Here is a 14,425-nt window from a genome sequence, read left to right on the forward strand (position 1 = left end):
GCTGCCTTATCCCTGGACGGCCTGGCCGGCTCCTGAAAGCCGGCCCGCCATGGGGGACTTATGGCAGCGGCTCGCCCTCACCAGGGGCTCCCGGCTCGCCAGGCTGACCGGGCTGGCCGGGCTGGCCGGGCTCCTGCGGGTCTCCGGGCTGGCCGGGCTGACCGGGCTCCTGCGGGTCTCCGGGCTCGCCGGGCTGGCCGGGCTGGCCGGGCTCCTGCGGGTCGCTCGGGTCGCTGGGCTCACCGGGCTCGCTCGGCTCGCCGGGCTCCTGCGGGTCGCAGGGCTCGCTCGGCTCGCTCGGCTGGCCGGGCTGACCAGGCTGGCCAGGCTCGCTCGGCTGACCGGGCTGGCCGGGCTCCTGCGGGTCTCCGGGCTGACCAGGCTGGCCAGGCTCGCTCGGCTCACCGGGCTGGCCAGGCTCGTCGTCCGAGACGTAGCCCGGTGTGGTCGGCTCTTCGGGAGTGCCGGGCTCACTGGGCCTGGCGGGGTCCTGCGGCTGGCCGCCGCACTCGTCGCCGCCTCCGCCGTCCTCGCCCAGCTTCGCGCCCACGGCTTCCAGAGCCTTGGTGACCGGCTGGAAGTACGTCGTTCCTCCCGTCTTGCAGTCGCCGCCGCCACCTGAGGTCAGGCCTACGGCCTTGTCCTCAGAGAACATCGCGCCGCCGCTGTCACCCGGCTCGGCGCAGACATCCGTCTCGATCAGCCCGTTGACCGTGTAGCCGCCCTGGTAGTTGACGGTCGCGTTGAGGCCGGTGACCTTGCCGTCGTGCAGACCGGTGGTGGATCCCATGCGCTGGACCGGCATGCCGACCACCGCTTCCGCCGCCCCGCTGATCTTGTGCATCTTGTCCTGGCCCATATCGACCAGGCTGGGCGCCTTGGCCTGGGCATCGTTGTACATCGCGAGGGCGTAGTCGTCACCGGGCCAGCTCTTCTCGGTGATCTTCGCCGCCGGCTGGCCGCCCTGATCGAACGCCCAGTCGTCGCCGGCCATCGAGCAGTGTCCGGCGGTGAGGAAGGCCGGCTTGCCGTCCTTCGTGACGTTGAAGCCCAGCGAGCAGCGTCCCTTGCCGGCCCAGATGGCGTCGCCGCCCTCGGCGAACATCTTGAACTTGCCGCTGACCTTCTTCACTTCCACGCGGTCGCCGAGGCTGTCGGTCTGACGCGTCAGCTTCTGCCACTCCTCGCCCGTGACGGTCTCGTCCACCACCACGGACAGCTTGTTGGTCCTCGGGTCGATGGACCACCCGGAGCCGGCGACCGGGGACTTGGCCAGCGTCTGCGCGGCAGCTTCCAGGTCGCCGACGCTGTGCTTGACGATGCGGGCCTCGGCCCCCTGCTCCTCCGCCTTGCTTGCTGCCTCCTCGTCGAGCACGTTCACGACCAGCTTGTCCGCCGCGTCGTCGTAGTAGTAGCCCGCCGCCTCGGCGCCGAGATCGGATGTCAGACTCTGGGCGAGAAGAGTCGCCTTGTTGATGCTCAGCTGGAGCGGATCAGGCTCCGGGGCGGTGGTTCCCGCGTTGGCATGGGGCAGCAGGACCCCTGCTGTGGCCAGAGCAACCAAGCCTGCGGCTGTAATGACGCCGGTCTTCTTGTTCAGGCGTTGATGGTTGGCTCGTCGCTGTCGGGACAATGTCTTGACCTCCAGGGGAGTTTCGGCGGGCCCGGAACGGGCGCATACCGAAAGGCAATCCGGATTCGGTTTTCCGGAGCCGTTGGGGTTGAGAGAATTCTTAGTCCCCTCGGTAACGAATTCGCAACCCCCTTCAAGCTGCACCCTGTTGCCTTGCGCAGTCCTCGAAGGGGGGGTTGCTTCGCGCAGAGTTGCTGTCTGACCAGCAACAACTCCTCGTCGGTGGAGCCCGGTTTGGAGTGGAGAAAATTTGGAGAATCAGTCCGAACACCGGTTGCCGGGGCTGGCAGAGGTGAATTTGGGCAGGACGAAGGGCTTCGTTGCTTTAAATGCAGCGAAGCTCGTCGTCTCGATGCGGCGCAGAGGGAATTCCTATGCGCGTGCCGAATTAAGGCGCGACAGGGCGCAGCCCGATAGAGGTTCTTTAGCCGGTGGCCTGTCGTGTAGTGGAGCGGGGGAATTGCGCCGGGGGTGTTCGGTCCCTTGATCCGGGCGGCCGGTGTTTCGGCGGCCCTTCAGGCTCCGGCGACGTCGTCGAGCGTGTCGGCGATGAGGACCGGAAGGTGGGCGCGGGCAGCAGTCAGCAGCTGCTCGATGGCGAGGGCATGGCCCCCGTTGACGTGGCTCGTGTGGCCGGCCCATGTCGCCGGCTCGAGCTTGACGAGTCGGCACATCGCGTAGAGGACGGCCCACCACGCCATCAGAGGGTGCAGCTCTCGCGGCAGTGGGTCGATGACCGGGAAGCGGTAGTCCAGACCCAGGTAGGAGCGGGTGCCCGAGCAGAGGTCTGCCTGTGTGCAGCCTGCTGGCCCCTGCGTCGAACCACAGGTCGTCGGGCGTCCCATGTCGGGAATCCCAGGAGGACGGAAGCCGTGAACGGGTGGAGCCTGTTGGATCCGGGTCGGCCGACCGGCCCCTTCGTCTGCCGTCGTGGAGAGGTGTTCGGCCTTCCGGCAACCCGCAGGGCTGTGGCAGCCGCCGCTTCCCCCGCCGGGGGGCAGGATCGTGAGCCACTCCCGAGGACCGACGACGGCTTTCGATGTGGGTGGGTCGTGAGCGACCGCCGTGGCGCGGGTGGTTGCGATGGGGGTGTGGCGCCGCCCGCCGGCCAACGGATGGGCGAGGTCGACTGGCAGTGTGTTCCAGATGTCTTCCAGACGGACCGGGTGGGCTTGCCATACAGGGGAGGTCAGCAACTCGCTGAGGCGGACGAAGCTGCCGGCGGTACCGGGTGAGTCGGTGCTGATCGCGATGTCGCCGAGCCGGTCGTCGAAGCCGTCGGCCCGGATGCCGTGCGCTACGAGCTGCCAGTCTTCGCCGTCGATGCCCGTAGCCGCGGCGGCTATGGCGCGGCCGGCTTGGCTCAACCCGTGGAAGATGTTCAGGAGGCGGATGGACGGAGACATGGGCATGTGCCGAAAGCACTCCTCCGCCTGGTGGAGGCACGCGACGAAGGTGCGGCTGCGTGCGCCTTCCGCGGCCGCCCGTCCCGGCGGACTCCAGCAACCCTCCCGTAGTCGCTGCCACGCCTTCCGGGTCTCTGCGGTGCTGATCACGGCGACTCCTGCCCGCGGCAACCATGGGTATCGGTGTGGGGACTCTCCCTTCTGGAGCGACGGGCGGGTGTGCCTCGTTCCGACCCGCCCCGATGCCCGCGACTGAGCGGGGCGCAGGCCCGCGGATCCCTCGGTGGACGAGCGGTTGCGCAGACCGGCACGTGGAGTGTCTCCGACTGGCGCAGGTCGAGAGAGAGATCGTGGCCGATGAGCGGCTTGTGGCCGCGAACAGCGATACGCGAAGGCCTGGTTGCGAACGGTCTGCCGGCCGCGCCCGTACGGCGACGGTGGCTGGTCTGGGTCATCTCGCTCTCCGTTCTGCTGCGATGGGCCGCAAGTGGACTGCCTTGCCCGTGCCTTGCTCTCGCGGCCTTTCGTGAGGTCAGACGGCTCCTCCGGGGTGATGTCCCGATGCTTTGCCAATGCTTTACCTTGACTCCGGCATGGTTTCCGTGACCACGATGTGGCCCACACCCGAGACCTCAGCTGTCAGCGCCCGCCCGGGTCGAGGCACTGCCGCGCATGAACGGTCCGGCGTCGCCGTCCGTAGTTTCCTTCGTTCTCGTCCGTGGGTCCGCCCAGGGCCTGTCCCATGTGAAGTCAGGTGCCGGATGTCTACAGCACAGCAGCAGTCCGCCGTGATCCGTACGGATGAGGAACTGGCCGCGTCCCTGCGCCGGGGCGAGATCGGGGGCGAGGCGCTCGAGGAGCTGTACGCACGTCACCGCAAGGCCGTGCGCTCCTACGCCGCCTCCTGCTGCCGGGACCCCCACACGGCCGACGACCTCACCTCGGAGGCGTTCGCGCGCACCATCGACGCGACCCGCAGAGGCGGCGGCCCCCGCGGACCGTGGCGCCCCTACCTGCTGACCGCGGTCCGTCGTATCGCCATCGACTGGGCCGCCGACAGCAGCCGCGCCCAACCCAGCGACTACCTGGAGGACCGGGTCGACGAAGCGCCCGGCGGCGAGGAGCTCACTCTCGACCAGGAGGAGAACCGCCTGGTCGTCGAGAGCTTCCAACGGCTGCCCGAGCGCTGGCAGACCGTGCTGTGGTACACGGCCGTGAAAGGCGAGCCCGCGGCCACGGTCGCGGCCCGCCTCGGGATCAGCGAGAGCGGAGTCGGGTCCCTGGCCGAACGGGCCCGCGAAGGCCTGCGCGAGGCATACCTCAGCGTCCATGTGCACAACGGGGAGCAGGACGGCTGCGGACCGTACAGCCGGCTCCTCGCGATCGCCGTGCGGCGGAAGGGCCGACGGCCGGGCAAGGATCTCAAACGCCATCTGGCCGGCTGCGCTCAATGCCGCCAGGCCCTCCTCGACCTGACCGACCTCAACTCCCGGCTGAGGGCCGTGCTGCCAGGTGCGATCCTGCTGGGCGAGGGTGTGGGGGTTCTGATCGCCAAGGGGGCCGTGGGACAGGAGTCCTCGACCGCGTGGGCAGCCGCATCCACCTTGTCGGACCAGCCGGCGGCAGCGGTCGGGTCCGGCGCCACAGCCGCTCTCACCAAAGGGGCGATCTCCGCCGGGGCGTCGATCACTCTCGCGGTCGGCGGCTACTTCTTCTTCACTCCGTTCGAGAATCCGCTGCCCACGCCGAAACCGCCGCAGGTGACGTCCTCCGCGCCGGCGCCCGTGACGCCCGCCCCCCTGCCTTCGCCGCCCGCTCCACGGCCGAGTAAGCCTCGGACGCCCGCGACGGACGAGCCATCGCCTTCTGGCAATCGGTCCAACCCCCGGCAAGAGCCCGTCTTCGGTCTCGGTTCCACGCTGCGATCCCCCTCCAACACGCTGTGCCTGGAGCCGGCCGCGCCGGAGGCAGGCGCCGCAGTACAGGCGAAGGCCTGCGACGGCAGCAAGGCGCAACAGTGGGAGCAGGGGCAGTTCCTCGGAGCCAAGATGCTCATGCGCAACTCGGCGACCGGCCTGTGCCTGCGCAGCTCTGGATCAGGTGCGCAGGACGACGAGCAGGTGACCTGTGACAGCGGCGACGCCCGTCAAGGGTGGCAGATCCAGTTCAGCCTGGAGCACAGCTCGATGGTCGCCGTCGGCAACGACGGAAAGACCTATCTGACCTGACCTGACCTGACCTGACCTGACCTGACCTGAGGCCGACGCACGACCGTGGACGGACCCGGCGAGACGGGCCAACTCGCCGCCACGGTAAAGGAATAGCAAAGCGGCAGGATGACGCGAGGGCTTCCCAGTCTCTCCTGATGGAAGCATCGTCATCGAAAGGAGATGGGAAGGGCGCCGCTTTCGGGGCCGGAACTCCAACCGTCACCGCCGTCGCAGGGGTCTGCGCTCGTAGTGCCACGGCGGACAGGCCGCAGGGCGATGCGCTCATGCGCCGCTCACTCCCGGGGTTGAGTGCTGCTTCCTTCCGACCGTCACAAGCCCACGATCATAAGGACATCAATCCATGGCCCGAGCGGACGCCCGTGCACGGCGCTCGTCTCACCGTCGGTCCTCTTCTCCCGAGCCGAAAAAAAGACCGACCAGCGGCACACGTACAGCCACCCCAGTGCAGCGCGACGCCTTCGGGCTCGCCAACGTCAGCTCGGCTCACCCGGCATGGGCATCCAGCACGGGCGAGCGCGTACAGGAGGTGGTCCATCATCTGAAGCTGTTGGCTCTACGACAGCGCTGGTCGGTGGTCGGCGACACACTTGTCGTGGAACGCATCTGCCAAGGCAGCAGGGAGGCGCTGAGCGTTCTGGTGGGCCGCCACCAGGCTGCCGTGTGCAGCTATCTGAGTACATGCCTGACCGACCACACGACGGTGGAGCAAGCCACGGAGGAGACATTCCGTCGGGTGGTCGAAGCCGCCGAACGCGAGGACATGCTGTTGATCAACCGCATCCGCCTGCTCGCCACGGCACGGACGGTGGCCGTCCAGATCTGCAACGACGATCCCGGGGTCGGTGTGGTCGCTCCGGAATTCCAGGACTGGGTCGCCTCGGGCGGATCCTGGCCTCTGGAGACTCCCACCGCGCTGTACGACGCCTTCCGGTGTCTTCCCGTGCGCTGGCAGGTAGCTCTGTGGCATATGACCGTCGACGTGGACGAGCCCACGCTGATCGGCGATGTGCTGGGCCTCCCGCCTAGTCGAGTCAAGCTGCTGGGAAACAAAGCCCGTCACGCCTTGCGGAACTTCTATCTCGGCGCCTACGAGCGCTCGGTCAACTACCGCCCGATGTGCCTCGCCTATGCGAGGGAGCGGACGATCTTCGTCGCCCCCGCGCCGGGCATGACCATGGCGGAGCACCCCTCGCACTGCCGAACCTGCTCCCAGGCGGACCTGGACCTGTGCGACCTCGACGGAGGGCTCCGGCTCCAGCTGCCGAGCATGTTGTTGGGGTGGTGGGACGATGGACGCTACCGGCAGATGAAGGCACTGGCTCTCCGCGATGGGGACCCCCGTCCCGTAGCCCGCCGCGTCCGAGGCGCCTCTCGCTGAACTGTCGACTGCCTCTGCCGGCCGCACGGCCGCCGGCGCCGCCCGAGCAGCCCCGTCGGTCTCGCGGTCGACGCGGAGCCCGACGGGGCACGGGTGGTTTCAACGGACCTCAGCTGTGCCCCTGCTGACAAGCCGCACCGCGGAGCTCAGGAGCCCGGAGTCCAGAATTCGATCGACAGCGGGGGGACGGTGACGGTGAGCCTCGGTCCCTTCTGGGAGGCGATGCTCACATTGTTCGTCTCGGCTCGCGGCCCGTACCGGTGGCCAGCGAAAGCACCCCGGCCCTGAGTGTCGACGGTGTAGGTGAACGGATCCGTCTCGGAGGCGTTGGTGACGACGAAGGCGGGGTCGCCCTGAGGGGTTCGCCAGGCCATGATCCGGTGGCGGGCGTCCGGCTTGCCCTCGCTGCTCGTGGGCTCGTCGACGTGGTACCGGACGGAGTCCCACGGCATATACCGAAGGAATCCGGCCACCGCGTTCCAGTTCAGGGGGTTGAAGCCCCAGTGGCGCGGCTTGAGGTCGGGGAACCGGTCAAGGTGCTTGCCATGCGGCGAGCGCCAGTAGCCGAGAGCGTAGCCGGTCGCCTCCGCGTTGGACGTGGGCTTGAGGGCGTGCAGCCAGAACCAGGAGGGCGCGTTCTGGAACGTCATCCAGTTCATGATCGACTGTGCCGTACGGAGGGTGTGCAGGGGCTTCACACTGCCGTAGTTCAGGTACTCGAACTCGTTGTTGAACACGGGCTTGCCGACCCGGCCGGAGGTGAAGTCCACCTCTATCTGCTCGGTGCTCGGCTTCCCCACGCGGTGGAACGTCCACGCGTCCACATGGCGTACCGCCTCCGGATCGGCCTTGATCGCCGCGCCTATCTTTCCCTTCCAGCCGTCTTGGCTGTCCGCGATGACGATCGCCTTCGGGTACTTCTTCTTGATCTTGGGTGCGACCGCCTTGAAGGTCTTCACATACTCGTCCGGGGTGTACACGCAGGACGAGTACCTGGTCGCGTCGCGGGGCTCGTTCTGCAGTCCCCACATGGAGATCGGCACACCGCGGGCGGCGAGGTAGTCCAGGTCGCCCACCATGGCGTCGCCGAGAGCGTCCAGGGCCTCGGGCGAGAAGGAGGCGAGCTTGCCGCCGATGTAGGACTTGTTCTTCTTCCAGCCGGGAGCGGGCGACCAGTACTCCGCGGACACGCCCTCGATCCCCGTCCGCTTGATCATGTCGGCCAGCAGGTCTGTCTGGCCCTTGTAGCGGTCGACGATGTGCTTCTTCGTGGGGTCCAGCCCACGGTGGTACAGCCCCATGGCCAGCCGGCAGTAGCGGAAGCCCCGGTCGGCGTCGCCCATGAGCATCTGCCGGTAGAACCGGTCGCGTTCGCCCTCGCTCAGGTCGTACGGAACACCGCTGACGACCTTGTCGTCCATGCCGTTGTTGCCGGACCCGATCGAATCCGACTGGATCTCGAAGCCCAGCCCCCAGATGGTCTGGCGGGGGGACTTGTCGAAGCGGATCGTGTACGTGCCGGCCTTGGCCTCCGGCGCGCCGGAGGCGCTGGACTGTCCGAAGAGCGGCCACATCGCTGCTCCGGCACCGGTGACGGCAGCTCCGCGCAGCACGGTCCTGCGGGGGAATGGCTGGTGGGACGGCATGGGTGTCTCTCCTCCAACGGCGGTCGATCAAAGGGAGTTTCAGCGGCTCGCGATCCCTACGGCCGTGCGGTCGGTGCGCAACCCGCCCCCGAGCGAGTCGCGATGACTGTCTTTCCCGGCTGCGCAGCCACAGCGGAATTGGCGCGCCGGCACGCCCACGTATGGCCCGGTACCCCTACACGTGCCCGGTGGCATGCGTCGTGTCGACCGATAGTCATCGGTCCGTCTGAGCGAGGGTAAACATATGCGATATACGAAGCCTGGGCCAGGGGTGCGGCGCATGATTCCCGTGCCGCAGGCCAGGCGCGTTGGGGGTGGCGGCCGTCCGCGCGGCTTGGCACAGCCGCCCGCGGGACCGCTGACCCGCACCGAACCCTGCTGACGTGACAGGGCTCGGTCGGACAGTGAGTCTCGGCCGTGGACGGGGGTCTACGGCTCGTCAGGCAGATCTGTGTCCGCACGTTCCGAAGTCACCGGATCTCCCGATCCCACACCAAGGTCCCTGCGCATCGCCCCTTGCATCGCTGTAATCACGTCCCACAGACGTCACGGTGCGTGGGTGCGTTGGCAGTTGAACTGCTGGTTCACCAGCGCGCTGGGACTGCGGGACTGGTCGTAGAGGCTCGACACGTTCAAGAGAACCACCTCAGTTGGTGACCACTTCCCGTCAGCCGTCGATGTGGATGCGGTCCAGCGCCCAGTACCAGTCGTTGCGGGCGTCCCGGAGCCGGAACTTCACCGTGGCGGTGTGGGCGCCCTTCGGGACGGCCACGGTGAGGAGTTGCTGCTGGTTCAGCGCGTCCACGCGATGGCTCTTGACCACCTGGTCCGGTCCGTCGTCGAAGGAGACCAGGACTTCTCCGCGTTGGTCCGCGTGCTGTCGGTAGTGGGTGGCGTAGCCGATGGTCAGCGGAGCGCCGCCGGTGACGTGGCAGCGCGGGGAGACGAGGGTGGAGTCGAAGGCGCCGTACGCGGTCGGCTCCCCGATGTCGTCCCATTCGTCGGGGTCGGCGACCGCGATCACCCCGTCGGCACGGGTGAAGTCCTCCCTGCCCTGTCCGGGACCCGCGAGCTCCCAGAACTCGGTCGTGGCCACGGCCCAGCCCCGCCACTCGCCGACCCCGCCGGCCGGCATGCGGGAGTTGTCCACGGTCCAGCCTCCGCGCAGGTCGTGGGTGAAACCGAGTACGGCGGAGGGCAGGTCCGACTCGTCGAGCGGTGGGCGCAGCCCCGCGTGGGACGGGCCGGTGCAGGCGGAGGGCTGTGGGGAGGGCAGGGCTGGTTTCCGCTGCGCGGGAGGCGATGTCTCCGGGCGAGGGGGCCGGGACGGGGAGGCGGAGGTCGGGGTGGGCGGCGGGCTCGACGAGGTGGTCGGGGGCGGTACGGGTCGGGCGTCCGCCTGTCTCGCGTGGTCGACGCGCCGTGCGTCGGTACGGGCGTCGTCGTCCGTGGTCGAGACGACCGCAGCTGTGAGAGCCGCGGCGACGCCGACGGCTATGGGGAGCGCTCGGCGTATGCGGCCGGCCTTGCGTGGCGTGCGCCGTGCCGTCGAGCCGTCCTGGGCGGCGGCTCGACGGCGAGCGGCGGCGTAGTCGGCGCCCCGCCAGAGCGTCATCGCGTTCGGGAGCAGGGTCTGCAGGGTCGGCTCGAGGTCGTGGAGGACGCGGTACGTCTGTGTGCACCTGGGGCAGTGGGCCAGATGCGTCGCGAAGTCGCTCAACAGCGGCTGAGGTTGCTCGGCTTGGCGCACTGCGAGGGAGAGCAGCCGGGCGTAGAGGAGGCAGTCGCTGTCGGTGCTCGCGCTGAGCTGCTCGTCCAGGCAGATCTCACGGAACTGACGCCGGGCCTGCGAGGTGAGGGCCGGGACTGCCGACGCGACGGTCCCGAGGAGTACGGCGATGTGCTCCGCGGGCTCCGACTCGGCGGTGGCGTACCAGAGCGTGACCTGATGCCTGGGGCGAAGCCGCCGGAAGACGCTCAGCACGAGGGCCGTGTCGGCGACGGCGGGCGCCGCTGTCCCGGCCGGCGGCCGGACCGGGCCCCCGGCCGGTTCCCGTGCGGCCTCCGCGAAGCGGCGGAAGCTCTCGAACAGCGCGTCGCCGCGCCCGGATGCGACCCAGTCGAACGCGGTCTGGCCGACGGCTTCGAGCAGGCTGATGCGCCACACGTGTTGATCGAGGGGTGCGTGCTCCGGATCCACCGCCTTGTCGAAGGCGGCGGCGGCCAGCTCGTCGGCGTCGGTGCCGAGCGGGCACAGCAGACGCGCGTAGGCGACGACGGCCGCTCGGTGTCTGCGGCGCAGCTCGTCGAGTGCCCGGCGGGCCGGGGAGTGGTCCGGCCGGGCAGGGGGTGGGGTCGGGGGCCCCTCTCCTCGGCGCGTGGAGGCGGCGTCGATGTCCGCCCGGGCGGCCTTCACCAGGTCCTCGTCCGCGATCCGCTGCTGCCACCGACCCAGGCCTCGACGCCTTCTCGACTGTGAGCCTGTCTCGGTCTCAGGGCCTGGCGGTCCGGACGGGTCGGGATCGTGCTCGGTGCGGCCATGAGCCTTCATGGAGGTTCTCCTGCAGGGCACACACGGCGATGCCCGATCGCTAATGATGTTCGGTAATGCTGAACTAGTATCACCGTCATGGGGCTGGGAGACGAGACTGGGGGGCCAGGAGTGAACATCGTTACCATGCGCCGAACGCGTACTGGTCAATGAGCGGCATGCCTCAGCGCCTCGAAGAACGTCCCCTCGCGCACGATCCACACCGGCCTGCGGCTGTCGTCCGCCCTTGTCCGCGGCAGGCCGCCCGGGAGCTTCGGTCGATGCACGGGTAAAGCATGGGTAAAGCATGGACAAAGAGGCGGGATTCCCGCCGCTGGCCGCGCTCTTCATAGGGCCGTGCCAGACCGGGACCGGCGGCCTCATCGACTACGGAAAGTTCCCATGCGCCATCTCCCGCACCCCTTCGGCCGCGTCACCGTCTCGATGGTCACCCCCTTCCTCGCGGACGGATCGCTGGACGCGGACGGGGCCGCCTGGCTCGCCGCCCGGCTCGTCGACCGCGACGGCGCGGACGGGATCCTCGTGAACACGGCCATAGGCGAGGCGCCGACCACGACCGACGCAGAGAAGGACGCCCTGCTGCGGGCGGTGGTGGACGCGGTCGGAGACCGCGCCGTGGTCGTCGCAGGTGTGGGAAGCGGCGACACCCTGCGCGCGACGCGGCTGGCGCGTGCGGCCGAACGCGCCGGCGCTCACGGTCTGCTCGTCGTTCCCCCGCACTTCAACCCGCCGCTGCGGCAGGCGATCCTCCACCATATGCGTACCATCGCCACCTGCACCGACCTGCCCGTACTCGTCTGCGACGACCCCGAACAGGCCGGCATGGAACTCAGCCGCGCCACCTTGCTGCGACTCGCCGAGCATCCCCGCATCCTCGGTGTGCAGGACTGCGCCGGCGATCTGGGCAAGAGCGCCTCGGTCATCGGGGAGAGCGGCCTGAGCTACTACTCGGGCGCCGACGAGCTCAACCTCCCCCTCGCAGCCGTCGGCGCGGTGGGATGCGTCAGCACGGCGGGCAATGTGGCCGTCGGCGCCGTGCGGGCGGTTCTGGACGCGTACGACGCCGGCTGCGTCGCACGCGCCGCCCACACGAACCGGTCGCTGCTGCCTCTGATCCGAGCCCTGACGCGCACCCGCTTTCCGACCGCGACGACCGTCAAGGCCCTGCTGAACCACCAGGGTGTGCCCGCCGGACCGGTGCGCATGCCGTTGATCAGTGCGGGGCCGAGGCTGACCGCCTCGCTGGCCGCGGTCCTGGCCGAGGTGGAGCGCGCGTTCGAGTTGCCTGGTGCGGGGCCCGGCGCGGGGGCCGCCGAGGTGCTCGGCGCCCGTTCCTGGGAGGTGTCGTGACGCCGACCCCCGGCCGGAGCAGGTGCGTTCGGCCCTGGCCGGCCGCGCGGTGCCTGCGGAGAGCGAAGTCGCAGCATGTTCACTATGTGGTAACGGTGTTCGGTGCCAGTGGTACTCAAGTGCGAGAGCATGAATATGCTTCCGCCTGAGCCAAGGGGTCTTCTGTTGTCGGCTCGGCGGCTGAGATTGACCTTGAAGATGTCGAATGGACGGTCTGTTCAAGAATGCTCGACGAACGACACTCCCAGCAGTCCGACGCCGAACTCGCCGAGGACGTCAGACAGTCCTCGCCCGAGGAGTCGGCGGAGTCCTTGGAGGAGCTCTACCGGCGTCACCGGACCGCTGTTCACTACTACGCGCTGACCTGCTGCCGTGACGAGCAGACCGCCGAGGACCTCACCTCCGAAGCGTTCGCCCGTACCCTCCAGGCAGTGCGCTCAGGCACCGGTCCGACCGCCGCGTGGCGCCCGTACCTCCTCGCCGTGGTCCGTCGAACAGCCGCAGCCTGGGCCGATTCCGCGCGCCGCAGCCGGCTGGAGCCCGACTTCGCGAACTGGCTCGCCGACGCACGGGCCGCCCACCTGTCCGAGAGCAACGAGGAGTTGGTGCTCCGCCTGGAGGAGCGCAGCCGTGTCCTGCGGGCATTCCGCACGCTGTCCGAGCGGTGGCAGGCCGTCCTGTGGCACACGGTCGTGGAGGAAGAGTCGCATGACAACGTTGGCGCTCTGCTGGGCGTGGGAGCGAGCGGCGTCGGATCGCTGGTCGCGCGCGCTCGCGAGGGGCTTCGCGAGGCGTACCTCACGGCCCACATCGAGACCGTCTCCGACTCCGACGAGTGCCGTCACTACAGCTCCATGCTCGGCGCGGCCGTGCGCCGCTCCGGACGCCGCCGAAGCGTGGACTTGGAGCGTCATCTCGCGATATGCCGCCCGTGCCGGGAGGCGCTCGCCGACCTCGCCCGGCTCAACGAGAAGCTCGCCACCGTGCTGCCCGCCGGCGTCCTGCTGTGGGCCGGCTCGAACTACGCCGCGCGACTCGCCGAAGGGGGGACGGCGACCGCAGTCGCCACGACGCCCACCCCAGTGGCGCCGGACGGAGGGCCGGCATGGTGGACGAGCCGGGAGATGCTCTCAGGTGTGCTCGCGGGCTCTGTCGCCGTCGCCGTCGCCGGGGCGATCCTCCTGTTCGTGATGGACTCGGACTCCGAGCAGCCCTCGCGGAGCGAGCCCCAGCGGGCGCCTTCCATCGTCGTCGAGACGCGGACGTTGCCGCGTGCGACGGAAACGTCCGCATCGCCGTCCCCCAGCCGACAGCCGACCAAGACGCCGAAGCCCCAGCCCATCAGTCAGAAGCCGCGCAAGCCGTCGCCCACACCCAGCCCTGTCGGCGACGCCATCGGCCCCGCGGTCTGGTCCGGTCGGCTCGCCAACGCGAACGCGGGCCAGGGGTGCGCCGAGCCGTCCGGTCAGGCGGTGGTCCAGAATCCCTGCGGGAGCAGCGCGAAGCAGGTGTGGCAGGTGGTGGCCTACAAGGACGACCCCAACCTGAAGTACCTGCGCAACAGCGCAACAGGCCAGTGCGTCGACTACGGCTTGGTAAGCGAGCAGGACTACGCTAAGTCCGACTATGTTCCCGTCCCGACAGGTCCTTGCCGCTCGCAGGGCAGCGGACAGCTGTTCCAAATACACCCGCACGCCGATGGGAGCTACTACCTCTTCGCCCGACGCGAGGACCGTCCCTGGAGCAATAGGCAGCTGGGGATGAAGGACTGGTGGGAGGACGGCCCGCCACCGCCCAGCACGAACGCAGAGGTCGGCATGTCGGTCAACTACTACGATGCGCCGCGCCTGCGCTACCGCCTCGACGGCTACGGCGCGGCGACGCAGTGATCCCGCAGCCTCTGGGCGCGGCCCTCAGTCGTCGATCGCGGCTGAGGGCTGGCTCGACGGCGTGCTCGTAGCCGTCGACGTCGATGATCATCCAGCCGGCGATGAGGTCCTTGGTCTCGGCGAACGGGCCGTCGTTGACCGGCGGGCGGCCCTCGCCGTCGTAGCGGACCCACGCTCCCTCGGGGGCGAGCGCCTGGCCGCCGACGAACTCGCCGGTCTTCTCGAGCCGGTCCGCGAAGTCCTGCATGTACTGCATGCGCGCCGAGATCTCCTCCGGCGTCCACCGGTCCACCGGTCCATCGGCGCCGGGGGCGCGGTCTCCGCGGGAGACTGGTTACGCT

Annotated in this window: 9 protein-coding genes; 4 read left to right on the plus strand and 5 right to left on the minus strand. The window is 69.2% G+C overall.

From position 1 onward, the window contains the following. Positions 1–58: 58 nt before the first annotated feature. Positions 59–1,564, minus strand: coding sequence for an alpha-lytic protease prodomain-containing protein (locus AB0M39_RS31705; protein WP_365369810.1), 1,506 nt, complete (start codon positions 1,562–1,564; stop codon positions 59–61). A 584-nt stretch (positions 1,565–2,148) separates the two neighbouring features. After that, entirely contained in the window at positions 2,149–3,045 is an 897-nt protein-coding gene (locus AB0M39_RS31710) for a hypothetical protein (RefSeq protein WP_365369812.1), read from the minus strand. Between the two features lie 755 nt (positions 3,046–3,800). Between AB0M39_RS31710 and AB0M39_RS31715 the strand changes: the two genes are divergently transcribed. Then, positions 3,801–5,267: a sigma-70 family RNA polymerase sigma factor gene (locus AB0M39_RS31715; RefSeq protein WP_365369814.1), complete on the plus strand. Its 1,467-nt coding sequence runs from the start codon at positions 3,801–3,803 to the stop codon at positions 5,265–5,267. Positions 5,268–5,712: 445 nt separating this feature from the next. Then, positions 5,713–6,648: a hypothetical protein gene (locus AB0M39_RS31720; protein ID WP_365369816.1), complete on the plus strand. Its 936-nt coding sequence runs from the start codon at positions 5,713–5,715 to the stop codon at positions 6,646–6,648. 146 nt (positions 6,649–6,794) lie between these two features. Here AB0M39_RS31720 and AB0M39_RS31725 read toward each other — a convergent pair whose 3' ends face one another. Together AB0M39_RS31725 and AB0M39_RS31730 are read right to left on the minus strand one after the other, a co-directional pair. Continuing rightward, positions 6,795–8,294, minus strand: a complete 1,500-nt coding sequence (locus AB0M39_RS31725; RefSeq protein ID WP_365369818.1) for a hypothetical protein — start codon at positions 8,292–8,294, stop codon at positions 6,795–6,797. 667 nt (positions 8,295–8,961) lie between these two features. After that, positions 8,962–10,845, minus strand: coding sequence for a hypothetical protein (locus AB0M39_RS31730; RefSeq protein WP_365369820.1), 1,884 nt, complete (start codon positions 10,843–10,845; stop codon positions 8,962–8,964). A gap of 381 nt (positions 10,846–11,226) precedes the next feature. On the opposite strand from AB0M39_RS31730, the gene AB0M39_RS31735 reads away from it, so the two are divergent. After that, on the plus strand, positions 11,227–12,195 hold the full coding sequence (locus AB0M39_RS31735) for a dihydrodipicolinate synthase family protein (RefSeq protein WP_365369822.1): 969 nt from the start codon (positions 11,227–11,229) through the stop codon (positions 12,193–12,195). A gap of 224 nt (positions 12,196–12,419) precedes the next feature. Next, positions 12,420–14,084: a sigma-70 family RNA polymerase sigma factor gene (locus AB0M39_RS31740; RefSeq protein ID WP_365369824.1), complete on the plus strand. Its 1,665-nt coding sequence runs from the start codon at positions 12,420–12,422 to the stop codon at positions 14,082–14,084. Here AB0M39_RS31740 and AB0M39_RS31745 read toward each other — a convergent pair. Beyond that, positions 14,020–14,376 carry a YciI family protein gene (locus AB0M39_RS31745; protein WP_365369826.1) on the minus strand — a complete coding sequence of 119 codons (357 nt, stop codon included), beginning with the start codon at positions 14,374–14,376 and terminating at the stop codon, positions 14,020–14,022. The genes AB0M39_RS31740 and AB0M39_RS31745 overlap by 65 nt on opposite strands. Positions 14,377–14,425: the final 49 nt, after the last annotated feature.

This window comes from Streptomyces sp. NPDC051907, assembly GCF_040681075.1.
Classification (GTDB): domain Bacteria; phylum Actinomycetota; class Actinomycetes; order Streptomycetales; family Streptomycetaceae; genus Streptomyces.

Coding starts and splice junctions, on each gene's coding strand:
- AB0M39_RS31730 (WP_365369820.1), bottom strand. CDS start 10,845: ATGAAGGCTCATGGCCGCACCGAGCACGATCCCGACCCGTCCGGACCG.
- AB0M39_RS31735 (WP_365369822.1), top strand. CDS start 11,227: ATGCGCCATCTCCCGCACCCCTTCGGCCGCGTCACCGTCTCGATGGTC.
- AB0M39_RS31740 (WP_365369824.1), top strand. CDS start 12,420: ATGCTCGACGAACGACACTCCCAGCAGTCCGACGCCGAACTCGCCGAG.
- AB0M39_RS31725 (WP_365369818.1), bottom strand. CDS start 8,294: ATGCCGTCCCACCAGCCATTCCCCCGCAGGACCGTGCTGCGCGGAGCT.
- AB0M39_RS31710 (WP_365369812.1), bottom strand. CDS start 3,045: ATGCCCATGTCTCCGTCCATCCGCCTCCTGAACATCTTCCACGGGTTG.
- AB0M39_RS31715 (WP_365369814.1), top strand. CDS start 3,801: ATGTCTACAGCACAGCAGCAGTCCGCCGTGATCCGTACGGATGAGGAA.